We start from the raw sequence: 19,041 nt of genomic DNA, 5'->3' as shown, positions 1-19,041 counted from the left end.
AAGATAAATCGACAGTGCAAAAAATAATTCTACTCATCATAATATTAACCCTACTCTCTGCTTGTAGTATGAATACAGGCCGCTATCAACAAAAAAGTGATAGCAAGCCAACACGTTCGCCCTCGGTAAGTGAGCTTGTTGATATAACACCAAGAGCAGAAGCCCATAGTAGAGGTGGCAATAGAAGCCAGTATCAAGTGCGTGGCAAAACTTATTCGGTATTAAAAAGTGCTGAAAATTTTAGCCAAACAGGTATTGCCTCTTGGTATGGCGAAAAATTTCATGGTCACTTAACGTCAAATGGTGAAATTTATAATATGTACGCGATGAGTGCGGCACATAAAAATTTACCGTTGCCCACATATTTAAAAGTAACGAATAACGCAAATAATCGTTCCGTTATTGTTAGGGTCAATGACAGGGGGCCGTTTCATCAAAACCGTATTATTGATTTATCGTATAGTGCGGCCTATAAACTCGATATGATGAAAACAGGCGTAGCGAATGTGACGGTTACCGCTATTACCGATTTTTCATTACCTGAAGAGAAACAAGTAATTCCTGCTGTTCTAACAACCTCCGAAATTAGTGAAGAGCGTAAATATATTCAAGTTTTTGCCACTAAAAATGAGCAACTTGCCAATGAAACAGCACAAACACTGCAAAACTTGTATCAAGTCAATACGATTACCCCAAAGAACAATGATATTTTCCGTGTACAAATGGGCCCATTTACTGATGTGGAAGCATTAAATACCATCCTAATAAGCTTACAAAAAACAGCCTATCCCAGTGCATTTAGCTTGAAATAATTATTCGTAACCATTTGCCACGATACCAAGATAGTAATCAGTAATAAAGATGGTATACTGCTGAAAAATCCTCCTTTTATCATTCAGTTTCGTAGGAATATTATGACTTACCCATTAGCTAAAAAAACAGCTAAAACTTCAAAAAAACTTCTCTGCCTTTTCGGTGCCTTTGCTTTAACAGTTTCTTCTTTCTCTCAAGCATTAACTATCACCCCATCACCACCAGAAGTAAAAGCAAAAGGTCATATATTGATTGACTTCACCACAGGTAAAGTTCTTGCTCAAGGTAATGCCGATGCTCTGTTAGCCCCAGCTAGCTTAACAAAGATGATGACCAGTTATATCATAGGTAAAGAATTAGACAGTGGCAATATCAATAACAGTGACTTAGTAAAAATTAGTGAAAAAGCTTGGGCTAAAAATTTCCCTGGTTCATCACTTATGTTTATTGAGGTAGGTACAGAAGTTTCAGTAGAATTACTCAATCAAGGTATTATTGTTGCTTCAGGTAATGATGCTTGTGTTGCTATGGCAGAACATATAGCCGGTAGCGAAGGTCAATTTGCTCAATTAATGAATGGCCATGCTGAACAACTAGGGATGAACAGTAGCTACTTTGAAAATAGCCACGGGCTTGATAGCCAAGAACATAAAACAACACCTCGCGATATGGCAACACTTGCCATAGCACTTATTCGCGATGTTCCAGAAGAATATAAAATTTATAGCCAAAAAACCTTTAGCTATAACAATATTAAACAATACAACCGTAATAATTTATTATGGGATAAAAGCATGAATGTTGACGGTTTAAAAACAGGTCATACTTCACAGGCGGGTTACAGCTTAGTTTCTTCAGCTACTAAAGGCGGAATGCGCTTAGTGAGTGTGGTAATGGGTACCGATAGTGAGCGTGCGAGAAAAGTTGAAAGTAAGAAGCTACTCAATTATGGTTTCCGTTTCTTTGAAACCTACACTCCTTATAAAGCCGGCGAAAAATTTACTACCAACCGCATATGGATGGGCGATGTAAAAGAAGTTGATTTAGGTATATCACTTGATACACCCATCACTATACCTCGTGGACAGCGAAAAAATCTAGCCGCAAGTTTTGAGCTAGATCAGCAATTAGAAGCTCCTTTAGCTAAAGGTACTGTTGTTGGAAAGTTATTTCTACGACTAGAAGGTGAGGACATTGCAGAATACCCCTTAGTCACTTTGCAAGAAGTCAATGAAGGTGGCCTGTTTAGTAAACTAATGGATTATATAAAACTACAATTCGTTAACTAATTAAGAAACATAAACTCCTTTCTTATGAAACTCGGCTGCTGCCGAGTTTTTTATTATCAATATCATGACCTTAATAAAAGCCATCAATACAATGATCACATTCTATTTAAATAATGATAAAATACCCCAATATAGACTATTAACCCAATGATAAAGGTCTCATTAAATTGATGTACTTATTATGTGTAATAAAAATAAATTTGCACAAGGCGCTTCATTGACTAATAGCCTGTTATTAGCATTGAAAAGAATAAAGTTTTATAGTTATTTACCCGCGCAATTGGTCAATAGTTTAATGAAATGAGTATCACAGTATTATTTTAGAGAGTAAACATGAAAACCAAGTTTGATGAATTATTAGAATTTCCAACCGTACTTAACTTTAAAGTGATGGGCGTTGCTTGCGACGAATTGCCTGATTTAGTGATTAATGAGCTACAAAAGCATGCACCTGGTGATTATTCCCCTAAAATAAAAGCCAGTTCAAAAGGAACTTACCAATCTCTTTCTATCGCTGTTACGGTAACAAGTAAAGAGCACATCGAAACTATTTACACAAAACTAACGGCTATTGAAATAGTCCGCTACGTTTTATAACAACATTTACCACTTATAGTGTAACGATAATAACCTTAGTATTTATCCGGTGTATTCCTATTATTATTTGGATATAATCCATATCAATAGAATTAAGTGAAGTATAAACTTGAAAAATTCGTTAATCATTCGACAACTTGCCACTATGGACTACACAACCGTTTGGCAAGCGATGCAAAAATTCACTGATGATCGCAACGACACCACTCAAGACGAACTTTGGTTAGTAGAGCACCCTGCTGTTTTTACACAAGGCCAAGCAGGTAAAGAAGAGCACCTACTCATGCCTGGCGATATTGAAGTTGTCAAAGTGGATCGTGGTGGACAAGTGACTTATCACGGTCCTGGTCAACAAGTTATCTATTTTATGATTAATTTACGTCGCAGAAAAATGGGTGTCCGTGATCTTGTCACCTTACTTGAAGATGGGTTAATTACCGCATTAGCCGATTTTAATATTATCGCAAAAGCCAAACCTGATGCGCCCGGCGTTTACGTCGATGAAAAGAAAATAGCGTCCTTGGGTTTAAGAGTTCGCAAGGGCTGCTCTTTTCACGGCCTAGCACTGAATGTAAATATGGACTTATCGCCATTTCTTCGAATAAACCCTTGCGGTTACCAAGGGCTTGAAATGGTGCAAACAGCCGATATCAGTCAATTAACAGATACAGCTCAAGCAGGTGAATCCTTAGTGGGACACCTCGCTAAATTATTAAATACCAATAACATCAGTTATAAAACTGGTTGGGACGAAATCAATGACCACTAAAACAACTCGAGTTATCCCTGGCACAAAAATGCGCGATGCTGAAAAAATGGCGCATATCCCCATTCAAATTGTGCCTTCAGAGCGTGAAACCATGCTGAGAAAGCCAAAATGGTTACGTATTAAGCTGCCTCGTACAACAGACCGAATCGACAGTATAAAAGCTGCACTACGCAAGCATGATTTACATTCGGTATGTGAAGAAGCCTCTTGCCCAAACTTATCGGAATGTTTTAATCACGGTACCGCAACCTTTATGATTTTAGGCGACATCTGTACACGTCGCTGTCCATTTTGTGATGTTGGCCACGGTCGACCTTTAAAACCTAAAGTTGATGAAGCTCAAAAGCTAGCATTAACACTTAAAGACATGAAGCTAAAATATGTCGTGATCACCTCGGTTGACCGTGATGATTTACGTGATGGTGGCGCTCAACAGTTTGCTGATTGTATTAGTGAAATAGCCATACATGCTCCAAATACTAAAGTGGAAATTTTAGTCCCTGATTTTCGTGGTCGCATGGACCGTGCATTAGAAATTTTGAATGCCAAACCACCACATGTATTTAATCATAACTTAGAAACTGCGCCACGCTTATATACAAAAGCACGTCCGGGTGCAAACTATCAGTGGTCATTAGACTTGCTGAAAAAATTTGGAGAGGCTAATCCAAAAGTACCAACAAAATCAGGCTTAATGGTTGGTTTAGGTGAAACTGATGAAGAGATTTTACAAGTAATGCGTGACTTACGTAGTCATGGTGTAACGATGTTAACTATTGGTCAATACTTGCAACCCAGTAAACATCATTTACCTGTAGAGCGCTACGTACATCCAGATGTTTTTGATATGTATCAAGCTGAAGCGATTAAGATGGGCTTTGAACACGCCGCCTGTGGACCTCTTGTACGCTCAAGTTATCATGCCGATAAACAAGCGGCAGGTGAAGAAGTTAAGTAATACTGTTTAAGAATAAACTAAAGCCTGAATTTATTGGTAAATTCAGGCTTTAACGCTAATATCTCCCCTCATCATTAAATAATTAAACCCTCAATTTATTTATAATTCCTTGATTATATTTGTAAAAAAAAATTTAAAGTCTCCCTTTCAATTTTAATAATCAAAAAACACTCGAATTATTCTTGTACTGATCAATAAAATAGATGTACCATTACCACACACGGAACAACTGGAACATAAAGAAAAGATGGAAATTACCATTGATATAGAAGATCCAATACCTTTATTTACTCAACTCGTTGAGCAAATAAAGGCAGCAATCATCGAGAGTAAAATTAAACCAGGTGACTCGCTGCCTTCTATTAGGCAGCTAGCGAATGATTTAGAGCTCAATAGTAAGACGGTTGCTAAAGCGTATAAGTTATTGGAGCGCGACTTAGTCATTCAAAGCAGAGGTTATCGGGGGACATTTGTTCATCCTGAAGCGCTAATAAATAGCAAAATGGATTTAAATGCTGACGTTATAGCCCAGTTGAACTTCGCAATTTCAGCATGTAAAAAAGCTGGCGTTACCGACTCAGAAATACGTATTGCATTTAGCTGTGCAATGAACAGCAAAAACAATTAAGGAGAAGAAAATGTCAATTAACATTTTATTTTACGCTTTATTTTTAAGCCAGATTATACTCATTTCATATTACTACCCTAAACAAATTATCAACCGAATTGAGGGCGTTTTAAAAAAATTCCCGCCTGAGGACTACCCAAAGCTTTATCCTGAATCTACCGAAAAAGTCATTGCGGCTAAAGCTCGCTATAAATTACTCAATCAAATAATATTCTTTGCGGGTCTAGCGCTGATGGGAGTTTATGCGCTTATGTCGACCGAATATGATAGCAACCAAAAGTTTGCCGAAGGCTTACCCTTAATGTTTGGTATGGTACAGTTCATTCCGTTTATGCTGTTAGAAATTTCAGGCTGCCGTCAGTTCAAATTGATGAGGAAAGCGAATAGAAATACCAGTCGTTCAGCCGGTTTAGCACCGCGGAAGCTATTTGATTATGTATCCCCAATAGCCGTGATATCATCAATAGTCTTAGTACTTGCTTATATATTATTTGACTTATACGTGAATGACTTCATATTCACTCATGACATAATGATTAAAATATTGGCGCTTAGCTTAGTACACGCCTTATTTATAGGTTTAACCATTTGGCATTTAACGGGGAAGCGTTTAGACCCATACCAAGCAGTAAAAGACCGAAGCCAACAAACTGAATTCTCTTTACAATCTATGGTTTCAGTAAGTATGTTTTTAAGTCTATTTTTAATAGCAAACTCTGCTGTCGATTTTTATCAATTAGGGTATTTAGAAATTATTATTAACAGTATCTATTTCCAAGTTATCGCTTTTTTGGGTATAGGTGGCATGTTAAAAACGATTAGGTTAGATAACATTAATTTTGATGTATATAAGGCGGATAAATCGGTCGTCTAGTTAATGATCAGTCAATAATGTTAAACTCTGATGGCTCATCTACAAGGTAACTCTTTTGTAGGTGAGCCCTTATTATCTGCACTACTATTAAGCCCCTTCATAATTTTGTTCTGACTTCATCCCTTCAATGTTAATAATTTTAGAGCGGTTTAATGTTATTTTAAAGCGTTGAACATATTGTTGAGTTTGGCTGCCCACTACTTTTTGTTCTTGCACTACGGCTAAATTTATTTGATAGCGCCGCTCAACACTTTGATTCGATATTTTACTACCATCAAGGGCATACAAGCGGCCTTCACCTTTTTTCAAAAAACGTACAAACGGTGTTAAGTTGAAAAAAACTTGGTGCTGTATTTCTTTAAAGCCAGGCATAAACTCTTTTGCCAAAACTTTTGAGTCACAGCGAAAATGTAATAACTGCGCCGCTTGCTTATTTTGTTGGCGGCGCTTTTGAAAGTGCTTGTCGACAATATTGGGTAAATCTTTTTTATCTATATAATCAAGCCATAACGTTTGCATAGACATTTTATTTTTTGATAAGCTATCGGTAAACACGTGCTGCCATTTTGGGCGGCCACGTTGAATTTTTCGCCAAATATAACGTGTTAGATCATCTTTAAAAATTTCACGGATACCATAAATCACCCCTAAGAAGGTGATCAATACTAAGGTTACTTCTGTGAAAGCTGACCGAGCATTTAGCACAATAGACATAACAAATGCCATAACAACGGTGGTAATACTGCCACGAACTAAACGTTTTAAATTGTCATCTAAATCATGTGTCGTTCTTTTAAATACAACACCAAACTCACTTAAACGTTGTAATAACCGCATTTTATTAGTGATGCGGTTAGGATCTGCGAGGGTGATTTTTGAATTATATTGCTGCTGCTTTCGATAGTTATTTTCTTGGCGACATAACTCGAATAAGGACTCTCGTGACTCAGAATAATCAGAGCTTTTTGGTCCATTAGCCAATAAATTAAGAAATGACTGCTCGGTATGCCAACTTAAATAGTTGTCAACATTTTCAAAGTAAGAGCTTAATTTTGGATCTAATGGGGTATATCGGCGTAGTTTCTTTAACAGATTTTGTGTTTGGTCAACAAGTTCGAGGGCAGATTGATAAAATATTTCAATATCGTCTTCTTGTAATGCCTGCTTAATATCTGTTTCGAGTGCTATTCTGAATTGGTATGAGAATAAATTTAAGTTACTGCGGTAATCGCCCTTTTCACCTTTTTTTTGGCTAATAAATCGGCTTCTGACTAAGGGAAGATGCACTTGACGAGAAAAGTAAGCACTATGACTTCTGATACTGCTATGGAAGTAATTTTCTTCACTGAGAGTGATGGCATTAATCCCCATTTCTTCGGGGATTGAAAAATAGAGGTCAAAACGTTGTGATTCTTGTTGTGATAATTGCTGGTTAACTTTAAATGATAAATTTTCATCTTGCGTTAAACTGATTTTTTTCACTTAATTATCCTCTCCTGCTTACTCCGATTGATAGTTAAGTATCTGTCAATTTAACTATTTTTACCATAATTGTATCAATAAAAAAGGCTAAGGAATATCTCCTTAGCCTTCGTTTATTTATGGGAGTGAGCTATTTATCCACAGCACTTTTTATATTTTTTTGTACTTCCACAAGAACAAGGATCGTTTCTGCTTGGTGTTTTATCAAAACGTTGCGTTTTAGGCGTATTTAGCACCGCTTCAAGCTCAACTATGTTTTCCTTTTCGTCAGCATTAATTTCAATATTGGCAATAAAATTATGCTCTGCAACAATAACTAAAATTTCTTCTTGTCTTTCTTTTGATGTAACAACAAGCGTTAACGGCTTTGCTGCGCTACCAAGCTTAATATCACGATTAGGTTTGTAACCTGCAGTTCCGTGAGTTCCCATAACATCAGGAGTTCCTCGATAGAAAAATTTAGACATAATATGCACCTTTATTAAATGTGAGTGCCGAATGCTCAGCCATTAAAAAATCGCGCGAATTCTAACAGCTAAAAGCCATTTTTGCTAAATTTATATACGCCTATATTGCTAATTTTATAATCATCTTAACAATATAACCAATAACTTCACATGATAATGATTATCATTTACAATACAGTTATATTTAAGCTGTAGGACAGGTTAGTCCTATGGCAACCTGATTATTTATGAAAACTAAAACTCATCTTTCACCCTCCACTTTGATAGATCTGATGGAAAGTCAGCGCTATGGTGTTGAATATCAGCCTATTGTTTGCATTAATAGCCAAGAAATATATGCCTATGAATGTTTATCACGGTTTTTTACTAAAGATAACTCAGCGATACGACCTGATCTTGTTTATTCTTCTTTACATGACAGTCCACTTAGTTTATTTCAAGTAGAATACCAACAAAAAAAATTACAACTCGCCTATGCTCCCAATAAGATAGACATTTTTGTTAATTTAGACCAAGACTCATATTTTTCAACGGGGACTTTAAAAGATGACAATCCATTTTTAAAATTATTTAAAGGTTTTCAAAAATCTAAAATCATTGTTGAACTCATCGAAAATTCAGAAATAAACGATGCTATTATGAGCTTAGCGATGATTGATAATCTATCAAAAAATAACATTCATACCGCTATCGACGACCTCTGTAATCCACAATCAATGGTGTCGATGGCTGTGATTCAACTTGTTGAATATATCAAACTTGACAGATATGTCGTCACTAATAGGTCTAACCGTAACTTTATGTTACTCGTTGAGTCGATGATCAACTATGCACGAAATACCGGTAAAAAGGTTATCTTAGAAGGCGTAGAAACCGCAGAAGATTTACGCTTCGCAAAACAGTTGAATGTTGATTTTGTTCAAGGTTTTTTTTACCAAAAACAATTTAAAAAGGTAAGTTAACTTATTAATCATAAGACTTTCCATAAAATCTTCTTTTATTATTTTTCAATAAAATATGAATAAGCACAATAAAACCATCACTGTTTGTAAAGTTCACCGATGAAGTCACTGTGATTTTATAAAAATAAAGCCAGCATTGATGCTGGCTTTATACATATAAAGTCAATTAATATGATTATCTAATAAAATTTAGAAATAAAAACATCGGTCAGACGTTTAACCAATCACTATTTTCTGATGCCTTCTATATGTAATTCTAATTCAACATGTGATGAAGCAGGCCCTAACGTGTCTGGAATACCAAAATCAGCTAAACCAATTTTTGTTGTACCGCTAAAGCCAACACGGTAACCACCCCAAGGATCTTTACCCTCGCCAATTTTTATCGCGTCAATAATAATGTCTTTACTAACACCGTGTAAGGTTAAAGTCCCGTTAATGGCTAATTTATTTTGACCTTTATCAGTAATGCTAGTGCTAATAAACTTTGCACTTCCAAACTTGTCGACATTAAGAAAATCATCGCTACGTACATGCTTATCACGTTCAGCATGATTGGTGTTTAAACTGTTTGTATCGACGAACATTTCAATTTTAGCTGAAGATAGATCCGCAGCATCATAACTAAAACTGCCGCTAAATTTATCAAAACGCCCCGTTAACCAGCTATAACCTAAATGTTGAATCTTAAAGTTTACTGAGGCATGAGCGCCTTTATAGTCAACGACATAATCTGCTGCATTGGCAGTTGACGTAAAAGCGGGTGCAAAAAGTAATGCTGAAAGTGTTGACGCAAGTAATAATTTTTTCATGTGATCCCTTTTAAAATAGTTGAGTTGAATGTTTTAGTTAAGTCTATTTATTGTTTATCTGCTCGATATCCAAGCATTCTTTTTAGCGTTATATCTTTATCGATAAAGTGATGTTTCAGTGCAGCCAATGCATGCAAAACAACTACGGATATGAGTACGTAAGCAAGATATTTATGTACCATGCCAGAAAGATCTTCTTGGTCAGTAAATAGCTCACCAAAACTTATTACCGATATTAATTCAAACACCTCTATGGCACGTCCATCAGCTGTTGAAATTAAATAGCCACTGATCATTAGAATAAATAGCGCGCTATACAAAAAAACATGTACTAAATGGCCTAATTTTTTTTCTGTGTCAGTATGAGTTTCAATAGCCTGTGGCTTTACTTGAACAAGACGTAAAAGAATACGGACAACCATGACTAAAAACAAAAGGATCCCTATGCTTTTATGAAGATCGGGGCCTTGCTTATACCAAGGATCATAATACCCCAGATCTACCATCCAGTAGCCTAATGTAAAGAGTCCGACAACGGTCACGGCAACTAGCCAGTGTAAAGTAATAGTGCCCCAACCATAGTGGTTTATCGTATTTCTCATTTTAATTCCGATATTCATCAATACTGTGCGGTGATTTTATTGTTAATAATAGTATATGAATATTAATAATGTATTAAGTACGTAAATAGTGACTCAATGTTTCCATTTAGTCACTAATGGCGTCAATATGAGATTGAAAATTCTAAATATATGACAGCTAGTTTTCCCCCTCAAGGTAAATATGAGTCAAGCCACGTTGTAACACCAATAATATAACTTTACTGACTTAATCAATCTGCTAACGATCACCAATCAAGTCCTTTTTGTGCTTTAACTCCCGCTTTAAAAGCATGTTTGATTGGTTGTACTTCTGATACCGTATCTGCCAATTCAATTAACCGACGATGACAGGCACGGCCGGTAATTAATACGTGCTGCATTTTAGGGCGATTATTTAACGCCTCGATAATTTCGTTTAACTCAATATAGCCATATTTCACCATGTAAGTCATTTCATCGAGTAAAACAATATCAAGTGTTTCGTCACTGAGCATTTCTTTACTTCTTTGCCATGCAACTTTTGCTGCGGCTAAATCAGTTTCAGTACTTTGCGTTTCCCAGGTAAACCCCGTGCCCATCACATGATGCTGAACCGAGAATTGCTTTAAAATATTCATTTCGCCGCATTCCCACTTACTGCCTTTAATGAATTGTACAACACCCGCTTTTTGCCCATGACCAATAGCGCGTAATACGGTACCAAAACCAGAAGTACTTTTGCCTTTGCCATTACCGGTTATAACAACAAAAACACCGCGCTCTTCTGTCGCTTGAGCAATTCGTTCATCAACATTGGCTTTAATTTTCTTTTGGCGTTCAATATGTTTTTGTTCTTTCGCAGCTGCTTTTTCAGCCTCTTTATTCACATCACTCATAATATTCTCATTCTATTTAATCATTACGCTATTAATTGCGTTATTCATTACTGCTCAATATTAACTTACCTGTTTCAGGATCGCGATAAACTTGGCCCATTGACTGATAACCTTCTTGCCTTTTTAGCTTATTTTTCAATGCTTCAGGTATTGAGGTTAGGGCTGTATTCTCAATATGACTAGCAGCTTGATCGAGTTATTCATCAATATCTACGAGCTCTTGCGCCTTTACTAAACCTAGATGCCGCTCTGGCAAAGTTATCGATTCATCTTTTGGGATACGGCCATAGAAGCGTAATTCACATGGCACGTTACTACTGAGCATTTCAGCATAACGATCTGAATTGACTCGATTACCAATAACACCAGAAAATTATAAGTTTTCTCTAAATTTAGCTAAACCAAAAGCCACTGCGGCAAAGGTTTGAGCCATTGCCTTAGCATCAATAACAGCCAGAACAGGGATATTAAAATGCTGAGCTAAATCTGCCCTACTTGAGGTACCATCAAACAATCCCATCACACCTTCGATTAGAATCAGATCTGAGTCTTACGCCGCGCGATAAAGTAGCGCTTGGCAACCCTGCTCACCGACTAACCATCAATCTAATTGATAAACTAATTCACCACTGGCTTTACGTAATATCATCGGGTCAATAAAATCTGGCCCAGCTTTAAATACTATTACTTTAAGGCCTTGATTACGGTGGTAACGGGCAAGCGCAGCTCTAATTTTTGTTTTTACAGAGCCAGAATGCGGTGCAGCAATAATGTGTGCTGAAACATAACACCACTCCCTTTTTTATACTCGGATTTATCTTGAAATGGGAGTGTCTTTTTATTAGATAACGCCATTAATTGGTCTCTTCTCTTTAATTATTTTTATCGTGTTGATTGTCGATTATATTTGTCATTATTGCTTTTCATTTCAAGGCGAAACTACAATCGACCATTTACGTGTGTATTAACATTTATTGATTTTGCCTTGAAAAAATGACTCAAAGTAAAATCGAGGATCATAGCTGAAATAACCTAAAAAATAGGATTTGAAATAGACTCAACATAATACTTATCGACACGTGTTGCATATTCCGTCCATGACAACACAGGGAATTTACCTGAAAACGCGTAATAACCACCATTTGAAATAAAGAAAGTAATTGAGCTGGCAATAAACAAAGCCAAAGCCACTTTAATAATATTGACTTACCAAACACTTTTTTGCCAATTCGGTAGAGTATAAAAGCCAGCAGTAAACATAACAGCGTAACTTAAGACTAATGCAGGGTAAGAGATAGTAGTACAATCACCAAATTGATCACGTTAATAAGACGAAGCAAGATCAATGATTTTAGTTTTATAGGAAGAGTACCCACCAAAATCAAAGGTTCTTCTTTAGAGGCTGAAATAAAAAGCCCTCATTGCGCCGTGGTCTGTCTATCTGCTTTTTTTCAAAGTTGGCAATAGGTATTATCATCCTTCAAAGACTAAGCTACGCCATAAAGAGTGAAACAGCCTTGTGCAATGAGTAAACCTCAAAGCGCGACTTGAGATGCAGATACGGTGTTACTTCGAGATTATATGGTCGATACCAAAAAAGTTAACGAGCTGTTGATGCCATCCTCTTTAACATTCCCTCCCAATTTAAGAAGAAAAGTTTAAAGTCCGTATCAAGCATCGGTTTTGCAATATGGTACCCTTGGGCAACATCACAGCCAATTTCTTTAAGCTTTTGGTATTGTTCTTCGGTTTCAATACCTTCTGCTGTCGTTTTTATTTTCAATGATTTGGCTAAATTAACCACAGCATCCAATATTAAGATTTTATTGCTCACTTCATTTAAGTCATCAACAAAGCTTTTGTCTATTTTTAAATAATCTAAGGAAAATTGATGTAAGTAACTTAGCGATGAAAAGCCTGTACCAAAGTCATCTAAAGCAACTGGTATGTGAAGATTTTTTAAAATATCTAAATGTCTTTTCACCGCATCAACATTTAGAATTAAACTTTCTTCAGTAATTTCGACACATAACCGTTCGGTGGTCACTGCAGATAGATGATGTTGCGATTGCAAATAGTTAATAAAATCTTGTGACGCAAAGCCTGATGTTGAAACATTAACACTCAGCTTAAATATTTGGGGAAGCCAATGAGCCCAAAGGTTGAGTTTACTCATAGCGAGCTTTAGCATATAGAGATCAAGTTGAACTATTTGTCCTGATTTTTCTAAAATAGGAATAAAAAAATCTGGATACAAAAGCCCTAATTTAGGGTGTTGCCAACGAACTAAAATTTCAGCTCCAATAATATCTCCCGTATCAAAATCAATCAACGGTTGATAATTGCCAATAAACTCTTGATTTTTTAATGCTTTATCAAAATCATACTCAACTTTCACATTAATTGATTTACTTTGTTCTTCAAGTGCTTCAAAAAATACATATTGGTTGCGACCTTTCAACTTTGCTTGGTACATAGCATGGTCTGCATCAATTAATAACTGTTCAGCACTTTCACTCGTATCGCTATAGGTTGCTATACCAATACTTACACTACTGGAAATATTCAAGCCATCAATATTAAAAGCCGCGGCCATAACCGCAAGAATACTTTCAGTTATCCGACAAATGGTCTCATGATCAATATTACCATCAAGTAATATGGCGAATTCATCACCACCTAAACGAGCGAGTGTATCAGTGTTTCTTAACGTTGTTGTTATTGACTTCACAATAGCAACCAGTAACTTATCGCCAACATGGTGACCATAAGTGTCGTTAATTTTTTTAAACCTGTCCACGTCAATAAAGAGTATTGCTATATTGTCGTGACGATTATTTTGGCAATGCAAGAACGCATGTTGGAGCCTATCTTTGAATAACGAACGGTTCGGTAAGTTCGTTAATGGATCATGTAAGGCTAAAAATTGTAACTTTTGCTTAGCCTCCATTCTTTCAATAGCATTATTAATATGCTTGGCAACAAACATGAGTAATTGTTTGTCTTTTTCTTGAAATAAGAACTCGGTACTGTAACTTTGTACAACCACAATCCCTTTATTTATACTGCTCCCAAATGGTACACCCAACCAAGCTTTGGGGATACTACCGCGTATATAGATTGCTTTTTCATTAAGCATCTTTTGAATGTCTTTTTCGTAAAAAAGAAAAGGTTGGTCTTTAGCTAGCGCATAACCAGTAATACTTAAGACATTAGGATCGATGTTTAAACTTGTGAAATTTGAAGCACTGTCAAACTCGTCAATAGCATAAGGAAAGTCGATCCTTTTGCCATTGTCTTTTAACAATGCAACAAAAAAGTTTTTTGCTAGGGTAAGGCGACCAATACATTGATGTAAGTATTGATAAAATTCATCAATACTTTTAGTTTTAAAAATAAGTTCCGCTATTTCAAAGAGTGCGTCTTGAATTTTATTGGCATATTCTAAATTTTCAATAACTTCTTCCAAACCATCAACCCTGATGATTTGAGATATTTTCATCGCGGTTATTGTCGCTAACGCGGTCAGTGTTCTTAGGTGATATTCAGTATAAAAATTAATACTTTCATGTTCAGAATCAATGACGCCTAATAATTGCTGTTTAAATAAAATAGGTACGGCTAACTCTGATAGCGTAGTTTCGTCATCAACAATATAACTTTCAAATTCTCGCGTATCTTTAACTAATATTGGTTTTTTAGTAGCGGCAACCTTGCCAATAACACCTTGATTGAATGGGATGACTATCGAGTTAGATGTTGTATCTCTTATTTGAATATCACTACTTTTATCATTATTGATAGACGTTTTCTTTTCAAATCCTGACATTCGACTTAAGGTCTGCCCACCAGCATCTAAAGTATAAATAACGGCATCGTCAAAACCGAGCTTTTCAACAATATTTTGTGCTAAATATTGCCAAATTTCACTTGGGGTATTTAATAACAAGATATCCGTAGCAAACTGGTTAGTAATGGTTAAACTTTTTATCGTTTGTGATTTAGATAGTTCAGACAAATTTATGAGGCCTAAAATTATTTATAAAATATATATCTACGGTTATTAAACATTTTATTGCGCAAATATCGGTTTCAAGTAAAACAAATTTTTAATCTGCTGTCTATTGACCTAAACAAAATAACGCTTAATCATTCTTGTTGAAAGTTAAAGAAACTATCAAGATATAAATATCCAATCATATCTTAGCTGCGATCAAAAAGGGCAATAACATTAACATGTTATTGCCCTTTAAAATAAATACCTATAATAATAAACTAGTGGTTTTCAGACACCATATTCACCGTGTACTTTGGAATTTCAACAACTAAGTCTTCATCTCCAACCAACGCTTGACAACCTAAACGAGATTCTGGCTCTAATCCCCAAGCTCTGTCAAGCATGTCATCTTCAAGTTCATCTGATTGTGCAATTGAATCAAAACCTTCACGGATGATCATATGACAAGTGGTACAAGCACATACTTTTTCACAGGCGTGCTCTACACCAATATCACTACGTAGCGCAACGTTAAGTACACTTTCTCCCTTTTCTGCTTCAACAACTGCACCGTCTGGGCATAAGTCTTCGTTAGGAAGGAATATAATTTTCGCCATTTTCTTAGCTCCTAAAAGTTTTTAAACTTCGTCTACTGAATGTCCTGCTAATGCTGTTTTTATCGATGAATCCATACGACGTTCAGCAAAAATAGCAGTGCTTTCATTTAATATTTCAATAGCTGCTTCAATATCATCCGCAACCGTGCTTTGGGCAATCTTCGCTAACGCGTTTATTGCATTATTTATCGTGGTAATTTCATCTTGATTTAATAACGCGCTGTCATTAATCAATGCAGATTGCACTGACTCAATAACTCGCGATGCTTCAACTTGTTGCTCTTTCAACATGCGCGCTTGAATATCTTGTTCAGCATTGCTCATTGAATCCCGCAGCATTTGAGTGATTTCTTGCTCTTCGAGGCCAAATGAAGGCTTAACTGTTATGCCTGTTTCTATCCCAGTTGACTTTTCCATGGCTGAAACTTCTAATAATCCATCCGCATCAACTTTGAAAGTAACGCGAATATGAGCAGCGCCAGCAGTCATTGCAGGAATACCACGTAATTCAAAACGTGCTAACGATCGGCAATCTTCAACAAGCTCACGTTCACCTTGGAGCACATGTACGGCCATTGCAGTTTGACCGTCTTTAAAAGTAGTAAATTCTTGAGCTTTAGCAACAGGAATTGTTGTATTTCTAGGGATAACTTTTTCAACCAATCCGCCCATTGTTTCTAAACCAAGCGATAATGGAATAACATCAAGCAACAAAATATCGCTATCGGGCTTATTACCCGCCAAAATATCAGCTTGAATCGCGGCGCCAATGGCTACAACTTTATCGGGATCGATAGAGGTTAATGGCAGACGATTAAAATATTTTTCAACTTCCTGGCGCACCAGTGGAACACGCGTTGAACCACCGACCATAACGACTTCAATCACATCATCAATAGTAATTTCTGCATCTTTTAATGCGCGGCGACAGGCACGCAATGTTTTGGTCACTAACACATTGATCAAAGATTCAAACGTATCACGATTAATTTCGCCATGTTTTTCATCTCCATTATCTAATGTTAATGAAAAACTAATCACCAAATTTTCAGTGAGTTGCTCTTTAACATGACAAGCTTGTTGCAGCAATTGACGTTCTAATGTCGTTGATAATGGTCGTTGTAGATCAGTCTGTTCGATGATGTGATCAACAAGAATATTGTCAAAGTCATCACCACCTAATGCAGAGTCACCACCGGTAGCTAACACTTCGAAAACGCCTTTATTTAAACGTAATACTGAAATATCAAAAGTACCACCACCTAAATCATAAACAGCAATAATGCCTTCTTTTCCGCTATCTAAACCGTAAGCAACAGCCGCTGCTGTAGGCTCATTGAGTAAACGTAAAACATTTAGGTCAGCAAGTTTTGCTGCATCTTTTGTACTGTGTCGCTGAGCATCATCAAAGTAAGCAGGAACAGTTATAACAACACCGCTTAGCTCACCACCTAACGCGTGTTCAGCTCGTTTTTTTAAACTTTTTAAGATTTCAGCTGACACTTGTACTGGGTTTACTTCACCGGTACGTGTAGTGATGCTTGGGTGACTTTCGTCACCTGAGAAAGAATAAGGCAATGAAGGATATTTGTTACGAATATCAGCTAATGAGCGACCAATCAGGCGTTTGGCTGAAACGACAGTATTTTCTGGGTCACTAACCGAATGTGCTTTAGCGGCATTTCCCACTAATATTTCATTCGCTTGATAACTTACGATTGAAGGTAATATGTCTCGTCCTTCGCTGTCTACTATGGTTTCAGATAAACCACTTTTAACACTAGCGATAAGAGAATTAGTTGTACCTAGATCAATGCCTGCGGCGAGACGATGTTCGTGAGGAACCGTACTTTGGCCGGGCTCGGCTATTTGCAATAACGCCATTTTTAGACTCTTTTATATTCGATTACGATTAACGGGCGGTATGATATTCCATTGTAAATAAAAAAACACATTTTTGCTGTTAGTTTATTACACTAAAAATTCATTTGAATTAGCGATCATTCATCATTAAAAAGCTGATCTTCTAATTTATCAAGATCAACACGTAATTTTTGATAAAACTTTAATTTGCGTAAATTATTACCCGCTAATAGATTTGACTGTATTGTGTTTTCGTCAAGGTGTGCATGCATTTCTACAGCAAGCCCTTGAAAGCCTATATTTAATACTTCAGCATACGCTAGAATTGCGGCTTCATGGTCATTAGCATGTTTAACATCATCAAGCATTTCATGTAATTCCATTTGGCGCATTAAAAAGCTGTTATCACTAAACGAAGCTTGTTCGTTAGGCTGATCGCTTTCTCGTAATTCTAATAAATATTGGGCACGCATTAAGGGGTTTTTCAGCGTTTGATAAGCATCGTTAATTAAGGTTGATTTTTTAACGGCAACTAATTGCTCTTGGCTTGATGCATGAGCGAACTTGTCTGGATGTACTTTTTTTTGTAGTGTTTGGTAAATATCAGCTAATTTATGAACATCAAGTTCAAACTGCGATGCAAAACCAAATATCTGAAAATAATTCACAAAAACTCCAGTAAACGGCTTATTCATAAGCCGTTCACAAATCACTTAAACGTTAAAGCTTTCACCACAACCACATTCGCCTTTGGCATTTGGGTTTGTGAATTTAAAACCTTCGTTTAGACCTTCCTTAACAAAATCTACTTCAATACCATCAAGGTAAACTAAACTTTTTCCGTCGATAATAATATTCACATCAGAGATAGAAAACAATGTATCGTCTTCATTCAACTCATCAACAAATTCCATCACATAAGCTAGACCAGAACATCCTGTAGTTTTAATACCAAGACGCAAACCGAGACCCTTGCCTCGATTGGTAATAAATGACTGAACACGGTCTGCTGCGTCTTTCGTCATTGTAACACTCATAAATAACTCCGAGGTCTAAGCAGTTTTAGTGCGATAATCTTCAATCGCTGCTTTGATAGCATCTTCCGCTAGAATAGAGCAATGAATTTTTACTGGCGGTAAAGCAAGTTCTTCAGCAATTGCCGTATTTTTAATCGTCGCAGCTTCGTCAATAGATTTACCTTTCACCCATTCCGTTACTAATGAACTTGACGCAATAGCAGAACCACAACCATAAGTTTTAAATTTAGCGTCTTCGATAATACCGTCAGCGTTAATTTTCAATTGTAGCTTCATTACGTCACCACATGCGGGTGCGCCAACCATGCCTGTTGCTACTTGTGGATCATTTTTATCCATTGAGCCAACATTACGTGGGTTTTCATAGTGATCAATTACTTTTTCTGAATAAGCCATTAT

At 36.5% G+C, this 19,041-nt stretch carries 23 protein-coding genes; 8 read left to right on the top strand and 15 right to left on the bottom strand.

Annotated elements, in window-relative coordinates; translation table 11 throughout:
• The first annotated feature begins 14 nt into the window (after window positions 1-14).
• From H4J73_RS18820 to H4J73_RS18790, 7 genes are all read left to right on the top strand, one after another.
• Entirely contained in the window at window positions 15-812 is a 798-nt protein-coding gene (locus H4J73_RS18820; RefSeq protein WP_310649597.1) for a septal ring lytic transglycosylase RlpA family protein, read from the top strand.
• 102 nt (window positions 813-914) lie between these two features.
• A complete protein-coding gene (locus H4J73_RS18815; RefSeq protein WP_182182004.1) occupies window positions 915-2,102 on the top strand; it encodes a serine hydrolase in 1,188 nt (395 codons plus the stop codon).
• A gap of 333 nt (window positions 2,103-2,435) precedes the next feature.
• Window positions 2,436-2,699: a DUF493 family protein YbeD gene (ybeD, locus tag H4J73_RS18810; RefSeq protein WP_182182003.1), complete on the top strand. Its 264-nt coding sequence runs from the start codon at window positions 2,436-2,438 to the stop codon at window positions 2,697-2,699.
• Window positions 2,700-2,802: 103 nt separating this feature from the next.
• Window positions 2,803-3,468 carry a lipoyl(octanoyl) transferase LipB gene (gene lipB / locus H4J73_RS18805; protein WP_182182127.1) on the top strand — a complete coding sequence of 222 codons (666 nt, stop codon included), beginning with the start codon at window positions 2,803-2,805 and terminating at the stop codon, window positions 3,466-3,468.
• Entirely contained in the window at window positions 3,458-4,426 is a 969-nt protein-coding gene (lipA, locus tag H4J73_RS18800) for a lipoyl synthase (protein ID WP_182182002.1), read from the top strand. The genes lipB and lipA overlap by 11 nt, the downstream gene beginning before the upstream one ends.
• Window positions 4,427-4,673: 247 nt before the next feature.
• Window positions 4,674-5,054, top strand: coding sequence for a GntR family transcriptional regulator (locus H4J73_RS18795; protein ID WP_182182001.1), 381 nt, complete (start codon window positions 4,674-4,676; stop codon window positions 5,052-5,054).
• Between the two features lie 10 nt (window positions 5,055-5,064).
• The gene (locus tag H4J73_RS18790) at window positions 5,065-5,928 is read left to right on the top strand and encodes a hypothetical protein (RefSeq protein ID WP_182182000.1); all 864 of its coding nucleotides are present in this window, start codon (window positions 5,065-5,067) and stop codon (window positions 5,926-5,928) included.
• An 87-nt stretch (window positions 5,929-6,015) separates the two neighbouring features.
• Here the strand turns inward: H4J73_RS18790 and H4J73_RS18785 are convergent, their stop codons facing one another.
• Together H4J73_RS18785 and H4J73_RS18780 are read right to left on the bottom strand one after the other, a co-directional pair.
• Window positions 6,016-7,410, bottom strand: coding sequence for a hypothetical protein (locus tag H4J73_RS18785; RefSeq protein WP_182181999.1), 1,395 nt, complete (start codon window positions 7,408-7,410; stop codon window positions 6,016-6,018).
• A 134-nt stretch (window positions 7,411-7,544) separates the two neighbouring features.
• Window positions 7,545-7,877, bottom strand: coding sequence for a PBPRA1643 family SWIM/SEC-C metal-binding motif protein (locus tag H4J73_RS18780; protein ID WP_182181998.1), 333 nt, complete (start codon window positions 7,875-7,877; stop codon window positions 7,545-7,547).
• A gap of 227 nt (window positions 7,878-8,104) precedes the next feature.
• On the opposite strand from H4J73_RS18780, the gene H4J73_RS18775 reads away from it, so the two are divergent.
• Window positions 8,105-8,839 (top strand): EAL domain-containing protein, encoded by a 735-nt coding sequence (locus tag H4J73_RS18775; protein WP_182181997.1) that lies wholly within the window; start codon window positions 8,105-8,107, stop codon window positions 8,837-8,839.
• A 227-nt stretch (window positions 8,840-9,066) separates the two neighbouring features.
• Here H4J73_RS18775 and H4J73_RS18770 read toward each other — a convergent pair whose 3' ends face one another.
• From H4J73_RS18770 to iscU, 13 genes are all read right to left on the bottom strand, one after another.
• Complete coding sequence (locus H4J73_RS18770; protein WP_182181996.1) at window positions 9,067-9,651, bottom strand: YceI family protein; 585 nt, start codon at window positions 9,649-9,651, stop codon at window positions 9,067-9,069.
• Window positions 9,652-9,698: 47 nt separating this feature from the next.
• Window positions 9,699-10,259 carry a cytochrome b gene (locus tag H4J73_RS18765; RefSeq protein WP_182223408.1) on the bottom strand — a complete coding sequence of 187 codons (561 nt, stop codon included), beginning with the start codon at window positions 10,257-10,259 and terminating at the stop codon, window positions 9,699-9,701.
• A gap of 239 nt (window positions 10,260-10,498) precedes the next feature.
• Window positions 10,499-11,128, bottom strand: a complete 630-nt coding sequence (gene cobO, locus H4J73_RS18760; protein WP_182223368.1) for a cob(I)yrinic acid a,c-diamide adenosyltransferase — start codon at window positions 11,126-11,128, stop codon at window positions 10,499-10,501.
• A 196-nt stretch (window positions 11,129-11,324) separates the two neighbouring features.
• Complete coding sequence (locus H4J73_RS20695; RefSeq protein ID WP_259367954.1) at window positions 11,325-11,453, bottom strand: hypothetical protein; 129 nt, start codon at window positions 11,451-11,453, stop codon at window positions 11,325-11,327.
• 48 nt (window positions 11,454-11,501) lie between these two features.
• Window positions 11,502-11,642 carry a hypothetical protein gene (locus tag H4J73_RS20255; RefSeq protein WP_220460124.1) on the bottom strand — a complete coding sequence of 47 codons (141 nt, stop codon included), beginning with the start codon at window positions 11,640-11,642 and terminating at the stop codon, window positions 11,502-11,504.
• Between the two features lie 87 nt (window positions 11,643-11,729).
• A complete protein-coding gene (locus H4J73_RS21105; protein ID WP_404851867.1) occupies window positions 11,730-11,897 on the bottom strand; it encodes a hypothetical protein in 168 nt (55 codons plus the stop codon).
• Window positions 11,898-12,160: 263 nt separating this feature from the next.
• On the bottom strand, window positions 12,161-12,307 hold the full coding sequence (locus H4J73_RS18750; RefSeq protein ID WP_182223367.1) for a hypothetical protein: 147 nt from the start codon (window positions 12,305-12,307) through the stop codon (window positions 12,161-12,163).
• A gap of 421 nt (window positions 12,308-12,728) precedes the next feature.
• Window positions 12,729-15,146 carry an EAL domain-containing protein gene (locus H4J73_RS18745; RefSeq protein WP_182181994.1) on the bottom strand — a complete coding sequence of 806 codons (2,418 nt, stop codon included), beginning with the start codon at window positions 15,144-15,146 and terminating at the stop codon, window positions 12,729-12,731.
• Window positions 15,147-15,403: 257 nt separating this feature from the next.
• Window positions 15,404-15,742, bottom strand: coding sequence for an ISC system 2Fe-2S type ferredoxin (fdx, locus tag H4J73_RS18740; RefSeq protein WP_182181993.1), 339 nt, complete (start codon window positions 15,740-15,742; stop codon window positions 15,404-15,406).
• A 21-nt stretch (window positions 15,743-15,763) separates the two neighbouring features.
• Window positions 15,764-17,626 carry a Fe-S protein assembly chaperone HscA gene (gene hscA, locus H4J73_RS18735; protein WP_182181992.1) on the bottom strand — a complete coding sequence of 621 codons (1,863 nt, stop codon included), beginning with the start codon at window positions 17,624-17,626 and terminating at the stop codon, window positions 15,764-15,766.
• A 116-nt stretch (window positions 17,627-17,742) separates the two neighbouring features.
• Window positions 17,743-18,273, bottom strand: a complete 531-nt coding sequence (hscB, locus tag H4J73_RS18730) for a Fe-S protein assembly co-chaperone HscB (RefSeq protein ID WP_182181991.1) — start codon at window positions 18,271-18,273, stop codon at window positions 17,743-17,745.
• 45 nt (window positions 18,274-18,318) lie between these two features.
• Entirely contained in the window at window positions 18,319-18,642 is a 324-nt protein-coding gene (gene iscA / locus H4J73_RS18725; protein WP_070376089.1) for an iron-sulfur cluster assembly protein IscA, read from the bottom strand.
• Between the two features lie 15 nt (window positions 18,643-18,657).
• A complete protein-coding gene (iscU, locus tag H4J73_RS18720; protein ID WP_182181990.1) occupies window positions 18,658-19,038 on the bottom strand; it encodes a Fe-S cluster assembly scaffold IscU in 381 nt (126 codons plus the stop codon).
• Window positions 19,039-19,041 lie beyond the last annotated feature (3 nt).

Origin of the sequence: Colwellia sp. MB3u-41, from assembly GCF_014076845.1 — a bacterium.
Classification (GTDB): Bacteria; Pseudomonadota; Gammaproteobacteria; order Enterobacterales; family Alteromonadaceae; genus Colwellia_A.
The sequence above is the reverse complement of the archived record's forward strand: the minus strand, read 5'-3'. Positions and strand labels throughout refer to the sequence as shown.

Coding starts and splice junctions, on each gene's coding strand:
- H4J73_RS18775 (WP_182181997.1), top strand. CDS start 8,105: ATGAAAACTAAAACTCATCTTTCACCCTCCACTTTGATAGATCTGATG.
- H4J73_RS18780 (WP_182181998.1), bottom strand. CDS start 7,877: ATGTCTAAATTTTTCTATCGAGGAACTCCTGATGTTATGGGAACTCAC.
- fdx (WP_182181993.1), bottom strand. CDS start 15,742: ATGGCGAAAATTATATTCCTTCCTAACGAAGACTTATGCCCAGACGGT.
- H4J73_RS18770 (WP_182181996.1), bottom strand. CDS start 9,651: ATGAAAAAATTATTACTTGCGTCAACACTTTCAGCATTACTTTTTGCA.
- ybeD (WP_182182003.1), top strand. CDS start 2,436: ATGAAAACCAAGTTTGATGAATTATTAGAATTTCCAACCGTACTTAAC.
- H4J73_RS18795 (WP_182182001.1), top strand. CDS start 4,674: ATGGAAATTACCATTGATATAGAAGATCCAATACCTTTATTTACTCAA.
- iscU (WP_182181990.1), bottom strand. CDS start 19,038: ATGGCTTATTCAGAAAAAGTAATTGATCACTATGAAAACCCACGTAAT.
- hscA (WP_182181992.1), bottom strand. CDS start 17,626: ATGGCGTTATTGCAAATAGCCGAGCCCGGCCAAAGTACGGTTCCTCAC.
- H4J73_RS18790 (WP_182182000.1), top strand. CDS start 5,065: ATGTCAATTAACATTTTATTTTACGCTTTATTTTTAAGCCAGATTATA.
- iscA (WP_070376089.1), bottom strand. CDS start 18,642: ATGAGTGTTACAATGACGAAAGACGCAGCAGACCGTGTTCAGTCATTT.
- cobO (WP_182223368.1), bottom strand. CDS start 11,128: ATGAGTGATGTGAATAAAGAGGCTGAAAAAGCAGCTGCGAAAGAACAA.
- H4J73_RS18815 (WP_182182004.1), top strand. CDS start 915: ATGACTTACCCATTAGCTAAAAAAACAGCTAAAACTTCAAAAAAACTT.
- H4J73_RS20695 (WP_259367954.1), bottom strand. CDS start 11,453: ATGCTCAGTAGTAACGTGCCATGTGAATTACGCTTCTATGGCCGTATC.
- lipA (WP_182182002.1), top strand. CDS start 3,458: ATGACCACTAAAACAACTCGAGTTATCCCTGGCACAAAAATGCGCGAT.